This is a genomic window from Mycolicibacter sp. MU0083 (assembly GCF_963378075.1).
Classification (GTDB): Bacteria; Actinomycetota; Actinomycetes; order Mycobacteriales; family Mycobacteriaceae; genus Mycobacterium; species Mycobacterium kokjensenii.
Genome location: NZ_OY726394.1, coordinates 102,949 through 116,366 on the forward strand (window position 1 = coordinate 102,949; position 13,418 = coordinate 116,366).

Consider the following 13,418-nt stretch of genomic DNA (forward strand, 5'->3'; position numbering starts at 1 on the left):
GCTACTGACCCATCATCGAGAGGCCGTCGAGGATGTAGGTCAGCCCGAAGTCCGGGCCGTAATCCGCCAGGGTTCCGGTGCCGCAACCCAACTGGCGAAGATGCATCATGTTGCAGATCTCCTTCATGCCCTGGTTGTCGAAGAGCAGCTTGTCGGTCACCGCGTGAATGCGCACCGACCCGTTGTTGGCGTCGACCGCGTTGTAGACGTTCTCCAACGCCAGCGGGAGCACGTTCAGCAGTTCGGCCAGGTCGCGCTGCTTGTCGACGATGGTCACCGTCGCGCGATCACCGTCGAGCACGGTCTGCTTGAGGTTCTCCCGGTTGGCCTGCAGCAGTTGGGTGGCCTGCGCGACGATCTCGTTGAGCTTGCGTCCGGTGCGTCCGGTGCCGAAATCCTCATCGGCGAGCATCTGGCTCAACTGCCGTGTGGTGGAGCCGAATTGACGTAGCTTCGCGTCGTTGCGGTCCGCCGCCTCCATCAACGAACTCAGGTTGGTGATGATCGAGGTCAACTGGTCGCCGGTCACCTCGCCGTGATCGGAACTGAGCTTCAGTGCACGGGAGAGTTCGCCGAGGGCCGACTTGATCTTCTCGCCGTTGCCGTCGGCGATGTCGGCGCCGGCGTTGATCACGTCGGCCACCGGCCCGTTGCCCTTCCCGTCGCCCCCGAGCGACTTGGACACCTTGTCGAGCATGTCCAGGACCCGGTCGAAGGCCACCGGGGTCCGGGTGCGGTTGAGTCCGATGGTGGTGCCGTTCTGCAACACCGGTCCGCCCGAATAGGCGGGGGTCAGCTCGATCTGGCGTGCCGTCAGGATCGAGGTGTTGATGGTCACCGCGTTCACGTCGGCGGGAATCTTCACGCCGCGGTCGACGGTGAACTCCGCCTCGACGTATTCGCCCTTCGGGGTGATCTTGCGGACCTTGCCCACCGGCATGCCCAGCACCGCGACCACGTTGTCCTCATACAGGCCGGCGGCACTGTCGAATTGGGCGGTCACGGTGATATCGCGGCCGAACGGACTGTAGGAGTACGCGGCGGCCGAAGCCAGTGCGACGGCACCGACGATCAGCAGGGCTAACAGCGCGTTGCGGCCGCGCCGTCGGGTGGGGGTGGTCGCCGGGGTGCTCATTTGCAGTCCTTGAAGTACTCGATCATGCCGAACTGCTTTGCGCGCCCGCTGATCGCGCACATCCAGGAGTCCGCCGCCAGGCCGTTGGTCAGATTGAGCTCGACGGCCGGACCGTAGCCCGTCGCATCGGTCAGGCCCCGCAGCGGCGGCGGGGCCGCCTGCAGCAGGCTGCGCAGCAGATCGTCGTGCTGACCGACCATGTCCGCCAGGGCGCGGATGTTGACCAGCATGTCGTCGAGCATCTTCCGGTCCTTGACCACGACTTTGTCCAGTTGGCCCACCAGATTGGTCAGCGCCGCCAACATCCCGTGGAAGGTCTGCTGCCGGGCCACCAGTTCGCCGAGGAAATCCTGGCCCTGCTCGATCAGCGTCCCCAGGTTGCTCTGCTGGTTGCGCAGGGTGGTGGCCACCCGCTGGGTGCTGGCGAGCAGGGTGCCGAGTTCGTCGCGCCGGTCGGCGGTGATCTTCGCCAGGGTATGCAGGTTGGCCATCGCCTGCGGGACGATCGGCGGCAGCCCGCTCAGCTGCCGTCCGAGCACCGCCAGGGACTGCCCGAACTGGTCGGAGTCGACCTGATCGAAGGTGGTGGTGGCATCCTCCAGCAGCGACTGCAGATCGTAGGGGGCCTCGGTGTGGGAGAGCGCGATCCGCTTGCCGGGCAGGCTGCCCGGGCCGTCGGGCTCCAACTTGAGGTAGCGCGAGCCCAGAATCGTCATCACCTGGATCTTCGCCCGGGTGTCCTTGCCCAGCGGGATGTCGCTGCGCACGGTCAGGCCGGCTTCGACGTGGTCGCCGGCGAGCCGCATGCTCGTCACCCGGCCGACCTCGATGCCGGCGATCATGACCGGGTTGCCGGGCCGCAGCGCGGCGGCCTGGGTGAAGTCCGCGTGGTAGCGGGTGTAGCCGAAGCCGACCACCTTGAACAGCAGGGCGCCGGCGATCAGGACGCCCACCACCGCCAGGGCGCCGAACCCCAGCCAGGTTGTGTTGTAGGACTCCAGCGGCCGGGTGCGCCACTCGCCGATGAATCGTTTGAGGCTAGCCATTGACGATGTTCCTGCATCTCGGGGTGTGCCAGGCCAGGTTCTCGGTGGTGAGCGGGCGGGCGTTGCCGGGGGTGGCGGCGTTGACGATCATCGTGGTGATGTCGTTGAAGCCGGGCATGAAACCGGTCGCGTTGACGTCACAGGCGTACGCGTTGCCGTAGGTGCCCTCCCCGAAGATCCGGCCGAAGCCCTTCAGCAACAGTGGCAGGTTAGCGCCGGTGAACGCCAGCTGCGGCTCGATCGAGGCCATGTGCTTGGTGAAGCCCGGTTCCCGGTTGATCATCTCCTCGAAGGACGGGAAGACCTCGTCGGTGATCCGCGACAGCTGCTGGGTCACCTGGGCCAGCGAACCGACCGAGGACTGCAGCGCCGGCCGGCGCGAATCCAGGTCCGCGACCGCCACCCGCGCCTGGTTCAGCGAGTGGTCCAACTGGTCGTTCTGCGCGGCGAGGGTGCCGGTCAGCTTGTTCAGGCTGGTGATCAGGTCGCCGAGCACCTCGTCGCGTCCGGCCAGTGTGGCGGTCAGCGTCGAGGACTGATCCACCAGCGTCGCGATCGAGGCCTGGTCGCCCTGCAACGACTGCAGTACCCCCTTGGTCAGGTCGTCGGCCTGTTTGGGGTTGAGCAGGGACATCAACGGTTTGAAGCCGTTGAGCAGCACGCTGACGTCGAACGACGGCTCGGTGCGCTCGACCCCGATCACGCTGCCCTTGGGCAGCACGTGGTCGCCGGAGGGGTCGGCTTCGCCCAGTGACAGGCCGAGGTAACGCTGCCCGATGATGTTCTGGTAGGTCACCGACGCGATGGTGTTGGTGTAGAGCCGCTGGTTGTTCTGGACGATGAACGAGACCTTCGCCAGCTTGCCGTCCAGGGCGACCTTCTCGACGCGGCCGACCCGGACTCCGGCCATCCGAACGTCGTCGCCCTCGCGCAACCCGTAGGCGTCGGTGAACACCGCGGCGTAGGGCGTCGTCGGCCCGGCCACATCGCGACGCAGGGTGGCGTAGACCAGCCAGGTCAGCACCGTCGAGACCACCATGAACAACGTCAGCCCGACCAGGGGACCACGGAATTTCACTTGCTGCCACCTCCCTGCGGTGCGGCGGTGCCGGTCACGGCCACCGAGACGGCGTTACCCCGGGCGACCGGGCCGAGCAACAGTTGGGTCGCCACCGTGGCCGGTTCGCGCTGGCCGGTGAGCAGGCCGAGCTGGTTGCGCTCGGCCTGGCTGCCGACCGGACCGACGTTGCCGCCGTAGGACGCCGGCGCGATCGGTGGGGCCGGCTGCCACTCCGGGGCGTGCGGCTGGGCCGGGATGGGCGGGCCCGGCGGCGGCGGCGGACCCTCGTCGAGCGGGTCGCCGGTGGTGGGGATGCGCGGCGCGGGGCCGGTCCACCACGGCAGCGGCGGGTTGTTGTCCTCGAGGTTCGGCGGGCCGTTGACCAGCGGGGGGCCGACGGCCCGCAGGTTGCCGTCGGGTCCGATCTCGGTGCCCTCCGGGGGTTCCAGACCGGCCGGGAAGTGATAGTTCTGCGGCAGCATGGACGCGGGCAGTTCCGACCGCACCTCGATCATCGGCGCGGTGAAGCAGCTCGGGCCCTTCATCTCGCCGTACTGCGGGCAGTCGGCCCGGGTGTAGGTGTGCAGCGGGGTGAACGAAAGGTTGACCCGCATGCTGTTCATGACGAGTTTGTCGTTGTAGAGGTTGTCGAAGAACTTGTCGGAGAGCCGGTTGACCCGGGTGAAGATCGGCACGTATTTGTCGGCGTTGTTGGCCAGCACGCCCAGCACCGGGGTCAGGTCGTGGGTGATCGCGATGAGCTGGTCGACATGGTTGTCCAGCGCTTCGCGGGAGACGCCGAAGGTGTGCTGGGCGCCGGCGACCAGGGACGCCAACTCGGCGCGCTTCTGGGCGAACGCACGCATCGGCTCGACGGCCTCGTGCAGCGCGTCGACGAGGTCGGGGGCGCTGGTCTGCAGGCCGTGGGTGGCGTCGAGCAGGGCCGAGACGGTGGACGGGCCGGGCTCGGTGGCCACGATGCCGTTGAGCTGGTCGAGTATCCGGGACAGGTGCGCGCCGGAGTGCAGCAGTTTCTCGCGCCGATTGTCGGTGGCCGCGCCGACGGCGGCCAGCAGGCCGAGGCTGTGGTCTTCGCGGCCGCGGCCGGTGGCGGCCAGGATGTCGCGCAGTTTCGACACGGTGGTCTGGAAGATCACCGTCGACAGGTCACCGTTCTCGGCGATGTGGGTGCCGTCGCGGATGGTCGGCCCGCCGCTGCCCGCATCGACCAACTGGATCGAGGACACCGCGAAGATGTTGGACGGCACCACCCGGGCCGTCACGGAGTTCGGGATGTCCTTGGCGTACTCGGGTTTGAGGTTGATGTGGACGTAGTTGGGTTTGCCGTAGGCGGCCGGGATCACGTCGGTGACGCTGCCCACCAGCAGCCCGTGGTACTTGACGTCGGACTGGGCCGGCAGTCCGTCGCCGACGTTGGTCAGGTCGGCGACCACCCGCACGTAGGCGTTGAGTCGGCCGGTGGACTTGGCCAGCAGGCCGGCGGTGATCAACGCGATCACGATCAGCACCGCGATACCCGCACCCAGCAACTGCCGTTCGGAGGGACCGCGCCCGTCGGTGTCCAGCGAATTGCTCACGTCAGCCACCGAACCTTGCGCCGGCGTCGATGCTCCACAACGCCATGGTCATCAGCATGTTGACCATGATGACGATGGTGATGCTGGCCCGCATGGCGCGGCCGGCGGCCACCCCGACCCCTTCGGGTCCACCGGACGCGTAGAAGCCGTAGTAGCACTGCACGGTGGAGGCCAGCCACACGAACACCACGCATTTGAGCACCGAATAGACGATGTCCTTGCCGGACAACATCATCGTGAAGTAGTGCAGGTAGGGGCCGATGGATCCGCCGCCGATGATCCCGGTGACGAACTGGCACGTCAGGTAGGTGATGGCCAGGCAGGCCACGTACAGCGGGATCACCGCGATGGTCGCGGCCATCAGCCGGGTGGTGACCAGGAACGGGATGGGCCGGATGGCGATCGCATCGAGGGCGTCGATCTCCTCGGCGATCCGCATGGCGCCCAACTGCGCGGTGAAACGGCAACCGGCCTGCATGGCGAACGCCATGGACGCCATGATCGGCGCCAGCTCACGGGTGTTGACCAGTGAGGAGATGATGCCGGTCGCCGGCCCCAAGCCCAGCAGATTCAGGAAGTTGTAGCCCTCGATGGCCACCAGGGCACCGGCGGTGAAGCCCAGCACCACGGCCACGCCGGCGGTTCCGCCGCCGACCACGATGGAGCCGTTGCCCCAGGCGATGTCGGAGAGCAGCCGCAGGAATTCTTTGCGGTAGTGGCGCAGCACGGTCGGGACGCCGGCGGCCGCCCGGCCGAAGAACACCAGCATGTGCCCGAGCCGGATGGTGGGCTCGGAGAACGTGCGGTAGGCGCGCAGCAGTGGGCGTGCGAACGCCGGGACGTAGGACGAGGCGGTCATGGCTTACAGCCCCGTCCGCGGGTACAGCACGTTGTAGAGCTCGCTGATACCGACGTTGACGATCATCAGCACCAGGATCGATTCGACCACCGAGGCGTTCACCGAGTTGGCGACGCCGGCCGGCCCGCCGCGGGTGGACAGGCCCTTCTGGCAGGCCACCACGGCGACGATCGCGCCGAAGACCACCGCCTTGATCAACGCCACGATCATGTCGCCGGTGGTGGCGAACGAGGAGAACGTGGCCACGAAACTGCCCGGCGCGCCCTTCTGGAAATAGACGTTGAACAGGTAGCTGGCCAAGAACCCGACGAAGCAGGTGATCCCGGTCAGTGCCACGCCGACCATGATCGCCGCGCCGAAACGGGGCACCACCAGCCGGCGGATCACCGAGACCCCCATCACCTCCATGGCGTCGGTCTCCTCGCGCATGGTGCGCGACCCCAGATCGGCGGTGATGGCCGATCCGACCGCGGCGGCCATCAGCATGGCGGCGACCAGGGAGGCGGCCTGCCGGATGACGGCCAGGCCGGCCGCGGCGCCGGCCAGCGAGGTCGCACCGACCTGGTTGGCCAGCAGGGCGAACTGGATGGACAGCGTGACCCCGATCGGCAGCGCGACCAGGACGGTCGGCAGTACGGCGGTGTTGGCCATGAAGGCGCTCTGCCGGACGAATTCGCCCCATTGGAAGCGGCCGCCGAACAGGTCGGAGAAGAAGTACTGCACGGTGCGCACCGCCAGCACGCACTGTTCGCCGACGGTGGTCAGGGAGGCCAGCGGGTGACGGTTGACGTAGCCGACGGTCCAGTCCTGGATGGCGGCGGTGCCGTCGAGCGGGGCTTCGGCGTCGGGGCCGGATTGATGCTGGGTGGTCATCGGTCGCCGTCCGTGGTCAGGAGATCACTCTGCGTGGCCCATGGTCCCGGTGGCCGATGATCTATGGCGGACACCTTAGCGGTTGTTCTTACTCCACGGTAGGGTTCCAGCGTTCTCGGACCAACTGGTGGGTTGGCACAAAAGATACGCATCGCGAGTGCTTGCTGGGAGCTCATGGGGCCTCGCCGCGACCTTTCATCCGGACATGATGTCGGACACGATGCCCGGCCATGGGTGGTTCAAGCAACATGACTGCGCTTATGACCGAGTTACCCGTGAGTAGCAGGAAGTTTCACGGATTCGGCGTCGCCGGCCGGGCTCGGATGGCGATACTCGATCGGTAGAAGTTCGTGTGGGAAAGAAAGGTAGTTTGCGGCGGTGACGATGAGGGGACGGCGGATGCGGAGCACGGTGGCCGCGGCGACGATGGCAGCCCTCGCGGCGCTGACTCCCGGTCCGGCGGCGGCCGAACCGGACCAGGCACCGGCGACGTCAGACTTCACGCCGACCGCCACGGGCTGGTCGCCGCACATGGACATCTGGCCCTACAGCACCTTCACCTCCCGGGTGACCCCGGAGATGATCGGCGGCATGTCCGAATCGTGTCAGTGGTTCGACGCCCGGTTCGACGCGCTGATGGGGCGGATCAACGACTTCAACCGCGACCTCGCCGCGCACCGCGACGCCTACGCCGCCGTGCAGGGCCACGCGGATGCGGTGACGGCCGACATCGACCGGGCGACGGGCTACCTGGCGCCACGACTGCAGCCGCTGACCATCCGCAACACCCCGGACAACTTCGGCCCCTACTCCCCGATCTACGGCGGCGAGCAGCTCACCGGAGTGTTCTTCCAGTTGTCCCGCACCGCCGACAGCATGCGCAAGAAACAGCCGGCGGGCTTCACCCGCACCTACATCGATTCCGCCGCCGGGTGGGGCAACGCGCTGCGGAATTCGGGGGCTTGTACCTGAACGGGCACGGGTGCGGATTGCGGTAGGTTCGCAGGTGCGTTGCGGCCGAGTTCTGGTTGCGGCCAACCATGAGAGGTAGTCCAGGTGTCCGACTCTGCGGATGAACAAGCGGCCGGCGACGTCGAGTCCGACGTCGAATCGGACGTGGATTCGGCGGGTGCGGCCGTGGAACCGGAGACCGACGTCGAGGGTGAAGCCGAGATTGAAGCCGACGAGGTCGAAACCGCTGAGGTCGAAGCCGACGACGCGGAAGCCGACGACGCGGTAGCGGCGACCGGGACCGCCGGCGGCTACCGGCGATGGATCGCGGTGGCGGTGCTGGTGCTGGGCCTGGCGGGTGCGGCCTTCGAGGGCTGGCTGCTGTACGACCACCACCGGCGCAGCGTGGCCGCCGCCCAGGCACTGGAGGCCGCCGAGAAGTACACGATGGTGCTGACCGGCGTGGACCCCGCCGATATCGACAAGAACTTCGCCGAGGTCCTCGACGGGGCCACCGGTGAATTCAAGGAGCTCTACGCCGCATCGAGCGAGCAGTTGCGCCGGTTGCTGATCGAGAACAAGGCGGCCGCGCACGGCACCGTCATCGACTCGGCGGTCAAATCGGCCACCAAGAACAGGGTCGAGGTGCTGATCTTCGTCGATCAGTCGGTGAGCAACAAGGCCGCTCCCAAGCCGATGATCGACCGCAGTCGTATCGCGATGACCATGGAGAAGGTCAACGGTCGCTGGCTGGCGGCCAAGGTCGACATGCCCTGAGCGCCTGGTCCGGTTAAGCCGCGAAATCCCACCCACGTAGGAAACGTGCGAGTGCGGGCCTGCGGGAACGGGATCTCGCGGCGGAGGGTCAACCGGGTCATCCGCCCAGTCGGCCGGCCATCGCCCAAACCAGGAGTTCTGTCGGCGTTTCAGCGCTGACCCGGTGGCCTCCGCCCCCGGTGAACCGCACCGCGTCGCCGGCGGCCAATGCGCCGGCCCCCTCGAGCTCGGCGGCGCCCGCGGCAAGGAATAGATGTGCGTACGCGGCGTCGGGCACCGTAATGCTCTGGCCCGGTTCCAGCCGCGCCGCATACAGGGTGGCCGCGGAGTTGCCGAGACCGATCGCGGCGTCCGGGTCGGCCCCGGAGGCGACCGGGATCAGGCCGCCGGCGGCCAGGGCGTCGCCGATATCGCGTTGTTCATAGCCCGGAGTTCGGCCCGGGGTGTCGGGCATGACCCACATCTGCACGAAATGCACCGGCTCGTCGGGTGATTCGTTGCGTTCGGAGTGCAGGATTCCGGTTCCCGCCGACATCCGTTGCGCCAGGCCGGGATAGATGACCCCGGAGTTGCCGATCGAGTCCCGGTGGGTCAATGCGCCCGACAGCACCCAGGTGACGATCTCGGCGTCGCGGTGCGGGTGGGTATCGAACCCCGAAGCGGGCGCCACCACGTCGTCGTTGTTCACCAATAGCAGGCCGTGGTGGGTGTTGTCCGGGTCGTAGTAGTCGTTGAACGAGAACGAGTGCCGCGACTGCAGCCACGCCGCGCGGGTGACCGCCCGGTCGGCAGCCCGGCGGATGTCGAGCAGCCCGGTCATGACGCCAGGCTAGTGGGCCGGCTAGCTGTTCTTGTGTGGAATGCCCACCGACAGGCCGCCGTCGATGACGATGTCGGAGCCGGTCATGTAGCCGGACTCGTCGGAGGCCAGGAAGATCACCGCGGTGGACACCTCGGCGGACTTGGCGCCGCGGCCCAACGGGATCTGCAGTGAATCGTCGGGAACCGCGATCGTCATCCGGGTGCGGACCAGGCCCGGCAGCACACTGTTGACCCGGATGTTGTGCGGCGCCAGCTCCAGCGCGGCGGCCTTGGCCACCCCGCGCACCCCCCACTTCGAGGCGACGTAGCCGTGCAGGCCGGCCGTGCCGCGCATCCCCTCCACCGAGGAGATGTTGATGATGGACCCGCCGCCGGCGGCCTTCATCGGCGCGACGGCGGCGTGCATACCCAGCATGGTCCCGGTCAGGTTCACGTCGAGCACCTGCTGCCAGGCGGCGATGTCGAAGTTCTCCAGGGTGTTGTACTTGGCGATCCCGGCGTTGTTCACCAGCACGTCGAGGCTGCCGAACGCCGCGACGGCGGCCTCGGTGGCGGCCTGCCACTGCTCGGCCGAGGTGACGTCGAGACGCACGAAGCGGGCGGTGTCGGCGCCCAGCTCATCGGCGAGCTTGGCGCCTTCCTCCTCCAGGACGTCGCCGATCACGATCTTGGCGCCCTCGGCCGCCAGGGCCCGTACGTGCGCGGCGCCCATGCCCCGACCGCCGCCGCTGATCAGCGCAACTTTGCCTTCGAGTCGTCCCATGATCGGCGACGTTACCTGGGCGGCGACGCTGCCCGTTAGGCTGCCCTGATGGCCGTCACCCGTACCGAGCGAACCTTCGAAGGCGTACGCGGGGTGCCGATCGTCTACGACACCTGGACGCCCGACGGTGTCCCCCGCGCCGTGGTGGTGCTCTCGCACGGTTTCGGCGAGCACGCCCGCCGCTACGACCATGTCGCGGAGCGCTTCGGTGCGGCCGGACTGGTGACCTACGCGCTGGACCACCGCGGGCACGGCCGCTCGGGTGGCAAGCGGGTGCTGTGCCGGGACATCTCCGAATACACCGGCGACTTCCACAGCCTGGCCGGTATCGCCGACCGCGAGCACCCGGGTCTGCCGCGGGTGGTGCTCGGGCACAGCATGGGCGGGGCGATCGTGTTCAGCTACGGCGTCGACCGTCCCGACGACTACCGGTTGATGGTGCTGTCCGGGCCCGCGGTGGACATGGTCGACACGGTGTCGCCGGGGCTGGCGTTCATCGCCAAAGTGGTGGGCGCCGTCGCCCCCGGCCTGCCGGTGGAGAAACTCGACAGTGCCCTGGTGTCGCGGGACCCGGCGGTGGTGGCCGCCTACAACGCCGATCCGCTGGTGCATCACGGGAGGGTGCCGGCCGGCGTGGCGCGGGCGCTGATCAAGGTCGGCGAGACCATGCCGGCGCGGGCTGCCGCGCTGACGGCACCGCTGCTGGTGGTGCACGGCGCCGACGACGGCCTGGTGCCCGCCGAGGGCAGCGAGCGACTGGTGGGCTGCGTCGGCTCCGATGATGTGCAGCGCACCGTGTATCCGGGCCTGTACCACGAGGTGTTCAACGAGCCGGAGCGTGCACAGGTGCTCGACGACGTGGTGGGCTGGATCGACGCGCGCCTGTGAATGACCGTCGGCGCGCTGTCGCCGAGTTCGGTTAGCGTGGCCGCCATGAGCACCGACGACAACGAGGCAGAGCGCAGCGATGCGGAGGGTCGGCGGCCATGAGCAGCGACGACAAGATGTTGGCGCGGATCGCCGCACTGCTGCGCCAGGCCGAAGGCACCGACAACGCCCATGAAGCCGACGCGTTCATGGCGGCGGCGCAACGCCTGGCCACCGCGACCTCCATCGACCTGGCGGTGGCGCGTGCGCACTCGGCGACTCGGACGGCGGCCACCGCACCGGTGCAGCGCACCATCACCATCGGCGAGGCGGGCAGCAAGGGGCTGCGCACCTACGTTCAGTTGTTCGTGGGCATCGCCGCGGCCAACGATGTGCGCTGCGACGTGGCGATGAACTCGACCTACGTCTACGCCTACGGATTCGCCGAGGACATCGACGCCACCCATGCGCTGTACGCCAGCCTGGTGATCCAGATGGTGCGGGCAGCGGACGCCTACATCGCCACCGGTGAGCACCGTCCCACCCCGACGATCACCGCCCGACTCAACTTCCACCTGGCGTTCGGTGCCCGGGTCGGCCAGCGGCTGGCCGAGGCCCGTGACGAGACCCGCCGCGAAGTCGAGAAAGACCGGGCCAGGGCGCCGGGCACCGCACTTGCGTTGCGCAACAAGGACGTCGAGCTGCACGACTTCTACCGAAGTGCGTCCAAGGCGCGCGGCACCTGGCGGGCAACCCGGGCATCGGCGGGCTATTCGTCGGCGGCGCGGCGAGCGGGGGACCGGGCCGGCCGCAGGGCGCGGCTGGGTGACGACGCCGAGCTGTCGGTGGCGCGGTCCGCGCTGGAGCGGTGAGCGGCACCGGCTCCGAGCGGGACGGCCAGCGCGCCAAGGTCTACGCCGCGGAGGCCTTCGTCCGCACCCTGTTCGACCGTGCGGCATCGGCGGGCTCGCGCAGTGTGGAGTTCTTCGGTGCGACGTTGACCCTGCCGCCGGAGGCCCGGTTCGGCTCGGTGGCGGCGGTGCAGCGCTACGTCGAGGAGGTGCTGGCATTGCCGTCGGTGGCAGACCGGTGGCCGGGCGCCGGTGTTCCGGCGGTGCGGGCACGACGCGGTGTCACGGCCGCACACTACGAAAACCGGGGCGCCGCAGGCGTCATCGCGGTTCCGGAGCAGCCCGGTGTGGAGTGGGCGTTGCGGGAACTGGTGGTGCTGCACGAGATCGCCCACCATCTGTCCGGCGCCCGGCCGGCGCACGGCCCGGAATTCGTCGCCGCATTCTGCGAATTGGCGGAGCTGGTGATGGGCCCGGAACTGGGTTACGTGTTGCGGGTGGTGTTCGCCAAGGAAGGGGTGCGGTGAGCGTGGGCGGTGTTGTTGGATCACTTGAAGCGGCAATGCCGGAAGACTTTCTGGGCGAAGACGAGTTCATCGAGTGCTCGGATCCGCAGGTGTCGGCGCTGGCGGCTTTCACCCGAGCCGCGTTCGAGTGGGTGCGCGACCGGGTGGGGCACTCCTGGGATGTCGGGGATCCCCGCCGGGTTGTGCTACCAGCGCCTGGTGGACGGGGACGGGCATGTTTTGCACGGACTGGTGGCGGTCTACCTCGACGGAGCCTGGCACCGCCAGGATGCGCGGGGGAACAAGGACGGCGTCGACGCCCAGTTCTGTTTGGGCACTGAGAGGTTGGCGCGGCCGGTCGATGAGTCGTTGGGCGAGATCGACTACCCGCAGCTCTATGTGTCCCCGGTGCTGGCGCTCTGCGACGGTGGCCTGCCGAACCGCCTCGACGACATCCGGTGACGCACGACGAGTGACGTTGTGCGCCACCGGACCTGATCGTCGTCAGCCGATGGCGACCAGTTCGTCGCCGCAGGTGCAGCGATAGGACACGTCAGCGCCCGGGCAACCGCATGCCGACTCGATACGGACTCGGCATCCGCAACCGCTGTGCCCGCAGGTCAGGACTGATCCGGTCGGGTAGTTCGCCATCGGTCTCACCTTTCTTCAGGGGTTCCCGGCGGTCGCCGAGAGCCTCGATCATATACCCTATAGGGGTAGGGGGTATATAGGGAAGTGGCGCCGGAACGGCGGCGGTTTCGGGCCGGGTTTTTCGTTGCTGGCCAAGCGTGCGCGAGCGTAATCTTGGAACAGATGGATGGGTGCAACAGGCGCCAAACCTCCTGTTGCATAACAGAAAGGTTGCGAAATGAGTACAGTCCATTCATCAATCGAAAGCCACCCCGACCTGTTAGCTCTGCGTGCGCGGTACGGGCGCGTCGCGGAATCGATGGCAGCGCAGGGAACCTTCGGATTGACACTGCTGGCGGCCATCTACGGGGCGCTGTCCCCCTGGATCGCCGGATTCGATGCGACCACCGCGATGGCCGTCAACGATCTGATCGTGGGACTGTGCGTGGCGTTCCTGGCTACCGGAATGGCGGCAGCACTGGACCGCATGCACGGGCTGGCCTGGACGCTGCCGGTGTTCGGGGCGTGGTTCGTGGTGTCACCGTGGATCCTGGTGCACGGTTCGCCGAGCCCGGAACTGGTGTGGTCGAACGTGATCGTGGGCGCGGTGTTGACCGTGCTCGGGTTCGGTGCCGCCTACCTCGGTATGCGGGCCCGCGGCGAGGCGCGTCGCTGAGGGC

General features: G+C 68.0%; 16 protein-coding genes. 7 read left to right on the forward strand and 9 right to left on the reverse strand.

The annotated features are described in order from the left end of the window. Position 1: 1 nt before the first annotated feature. The 6 genes from RCP38_RS00515 to RCP38_RS00540 are packed head-to-tail and all read right to left on the reverse strand — an operon-like array spanning position 2 to position 6,571. Positions 2-1,135, reverse strand: a complete 1,134-nt coding sequence (locus RCP38_RS00515) for an MCE family protein (protein ID WP_308474768.1) — start codon at positions 1,133-1,135, stop codon at positions 2-4. After that, positions 1,132-2,181 carry an MlaD family protein gene (locus RCP38_RS00520; RefSeq protein ID WP_308474769.1) on the reverse strand — a complete coding sequence of 350 codons (1,050 nt, stop codon included), beginning with the start codon at positions 2,179-2,181 and terminating at the stop codon, positions 1,132-1,134. The genes RCP38_RS00515 and RCP38_RS00520 overlap by 4 nt, the downstream gene beginning before the upstream one ends. Beyond that, entirely contained in the window at positions 2,174-3,259 is a 1,086-nt protein-coding gene (locus tag RCP38_RS00525; protein ID WP_308474770.1) for an MCE family protein, read from the reverse strand. Before RCP38_RS00525 ends, RCP38_RS00520 begins: the two co-directional genes overlap by 8 nt. Continuing rightward, positions 3,256-4,839: an MlaD family protein gene (locus tag RCP38_RS00530; RefSeq protein WP_308474771.1), complete on the reverse strand. Its 1,584-nt coding sequence runs from the start codon at positions 4,837-4,839 to the stop codon at positions 3,256-3,258. The genes RCP38_RS00525 and RCP38_RS00530 overlap by 4 nt, the downstream gene beginning before the upstream one ends. Position 4,840: 1 nt before the next feature. Further along, positions 4,841-5,698, reverse strand: a complete 858-nt coding sequence (locus tag RCP38_RS00535; RefSeq protein ID WP_308474772.1) for an ABC transporter permease — start codon at positions 5,696-5,698, stop codon at positions 4,841-4,843. Positions 5,699-5,701: 3 nt separating this feature from the next. Further along, the gene (locus tag RCP38_RS00540; protein WP_308474773.1) at positions 5,702-6,571 is read right to left on the reverse strand and encodes an MlaE family ABC transporter permease; all 870 of its coding nucleotides are present in this window, start codon (positions 6,569-6,571) and stop codon (positions 5,702-5,704) included. Between the two features lie 399 nt (positions 6,572-6,970). Between RCP38_RS00540 and RCP38_RS00545 the strand changes: the two genes are divergently transcribed. Both RCP38_RS00545 and RCP38_RS00550 read left to right on the forward strand, forming a co-directional pair. Beyond that, positions 6,971-7,543 carry a hypothetical protein gene (locus RCP38_RS00545; RefSeq protein ID WP_308474774.1) on the forward strand — a complete coding sequence of 191 codons (573 nt, stop codon included), beginning with the start codon at positions 6,971-6,973 and terminating at the stop codon, positions 7,541-7,543. An 84-nt stretch (positions 7,544-7,627) separates the two neighbouring features. Beyond that, positions 7,628-8,299 carry an Mce protein gene (locus tag RCP38_RS00550; RefSeq protein WP_373692415.1) on the forward strand — a complete coding sequence of 224 codons (672 nt, stop codon included), beginning with the start codon at positions 7,628-7,630 and terminating at the stop codon, positions 8,297-8,299. A 97-nt stretch (positions 8,300-8,396) separates the two neighbouring features. Here RCP38_RS00550 and RCP38_RS00555 read toward each other — a convergent pair whose 3' ends face one another. Together RCP38_RS00555 and RCP38_RS00560 are read right to left on the reverse strand one after the other, a co-directional pair. Further along, positions 8,397-9,119: a pirin family protein gene (locus tag RCP38_RS00555; protein ID WP_308474775.1), complete on the reverse strand. Its 723-nt coding sequence runs from the start codon at positions 9,117-9,119 to the stop codon at positions 8,397-8,399. A gap of 21 nt (positions 9,120-9,140) precedes the next feature. After that, a complete protein-coding gene (locus tag RCP38_RS00560) occupies positions 9,141-9,884 on the reverse strand; it encodes a glucose 1-dehydrogenase (protein ID WP_308474776.1) in 744 nt (247 codons plus the stop codon). 48 nt (positions 9,885-9,932) lie between these two features. On the opposite strand from RCP38_RS00560, the gene RCP38_RS00565 reads away from it, so the two are divergent. The 4 genes from RCP38_RS00565 (at position 9,933) to RCP38_RS00580 (ending at position 12,570) form a co-directional block, all read left to right on the forward strand. Continuing rightward, complete coding sequence (locus tag RCP38_RS00565) at positions 9,933-10,772, forward strand: alpha/beta hydrolase (protein ID WP_308474777.1); 840 nt, start codon at positions 9,933-9,935, stop codon at positions 10,770-10,772. Between the two features lie 98 nt (positions 10,773-10,870). After that, the gene (locus RCP38_RS00570) at positions 10,871-11,623 is read left to right on the forward strand and encodes a DUF2786 domain-containing protein (RefSeq protein ID WP_308474778.1); all 753 of its coding nucleotides are present in this window, start codon (positions 10,871-10,873) and stop codon (positions 11,621-11,623) included. Further along, entirely contained in the window at positions 11,620-12,129 is a 510-nt protein-coding gene (locus RCP38_RS00575; RefSeq protein WP_308474779.1) for a TIGR04338 family metallohydrolase, read from the forward strand. Before RCP38_RS00570 ends, RCP38_RS00575 begins: the two co-directional genes overlap by 4 nt. Positions 12,130-12,288: 159 nt before the next feature. Further along, positions 12,289-12,570 (forward strand): hypothetical protein, encoded by a 282-nt coding sequence (locus RCP38_RS00580; RefSeq protein ID WP_308474780.1) that lies wholly within the window; start codon positions 12,289-12,291, stop codon positions 12,568-12,570. 42 nt (positions 12,571-12,612) lie between these two features. On the opposite strand, the gene mymT is transcribed toward RCP38_RS00580, so the two are convergent. After that, a complete protein-coding gene (mymT, locus tag RCP38_RS00585) occupies positions 12,613-12,759 on the reverse strand; it encodes a copper-binding metallothionein MymT (protein ID WP_308474781.1) in 147 nt (48 codons plus the stop codon). A 217-nt stretch (positions 12,760-12,976) separates the two neighbouring features. Between mymT and RCP38_RS00590 the strand changes: the two genes are divergently transcribed. Then, the gene (locus RCP38_RS00590) at positions 12,977-13,414 is read left to right on the forward strand and encodes an SPW repeat protein (RefSeq protein ID WP_308474782.1); all 438 of its coding nucleotides are present in this window, start codon (positions 12,977-12,979) and stop codon (positions 13,412-13,414) included. Positions 13,415-13,418: the final 4 nt, after the last annotated feature.

What these genes read in the sequence shown, in the direction of transcription:
- RCP38_RS00545 (WP_308474774.1), top strand. Translation starts at nt 6,971, where the DNA reads ATGCGGAGCACGGTGGCCGCGGCGACGATGGCAGCCCTCGCGGCGCTG.
- RCP38_RS00560 (WP_308474776.1), bottom strand. Translation starts at nt 9,884, where the DNA reads ATGGGACGACTCGAAGGCAAAGTTGCGCTGATCAGCGGCGGCGGTCGG.
- RCP38_RS00540 (WP_308474773.1), bottom strand. Translation starts at nt 6,571, where the DNA reads ATGACCACCCAGCATCAATCCGGCCCCGACGCCGAAGCCCCGCTCGAC.
- RCP38_RS00565 (WP_308474777.1), top strand. Translation starts at nt 9,933, where the DNA reads ATGGCCGTCACCCGTACCGAGCGAACCTTCGAAGGCGTACGCGGGGTG.
- RCP38_RS00515 (WP_308474768.1), bottom strand. Translation starts at nt 1,135, where the DNA reads ATGAGCACCCCGGCGACCACCCCCACCCGACGGCGCGGCCGCAACGCG.
- RCP38_RS00590 (WP_308474782.1), top strand. Translation starts at nt 12,977, where the DNA reads ATGAGTACAGTCCATTCATCAATCGAAAGCCACCCCGACCTGTTAGCT.
- mymT (WP_308474781.1), bottom strand. Translation starts at nt 12,759, where the DNA reads ATGGCGAACTACCCGACCGGATCAGTCCTGACCTGCGGGCACAGCGGT.
- RCP38_RS00580 (WP_308474780.1), top strand. Translation starts at nt 12,289, where the DNA reads ATGTCGGGGATCCCCGCCGGGTTGTGCTACCAGCGCCTGGTGGACGGG.
- RCP38_RS00570 (WP_308474778.1), top strand. Translation starts at nt 10,871, where the DNA reads ATGAGCAGCGACGACAAGATGTTGGCGCGGATCGCCGCACTGCTGCGC.
- RCP38_RS00535 (WP_308474772.1), bottom strand. Translation starts at nt 5,698, where the DNA reads ATGACCGCCTCGTCCTACGTCCCGGCGTTCGCACGCCCACTGCTGCGC.
- RCP38_RS00520 (WP_308474769.1), bottom strand. Translation starts at nt 2,181, where the DNA reads ATGGCTAGCCTCAAACGATTCATCGGCGAGTGGCGCACCCGGCCGCTG.
- RCP38_RS00555 (WP_308474775.1), bottom strand. Translation starts at nt 9,119, where the DNA reads ATGACCGGGCTGCTCGACATCCGCCGGGCTGCCGACCGGGCGGTCACC.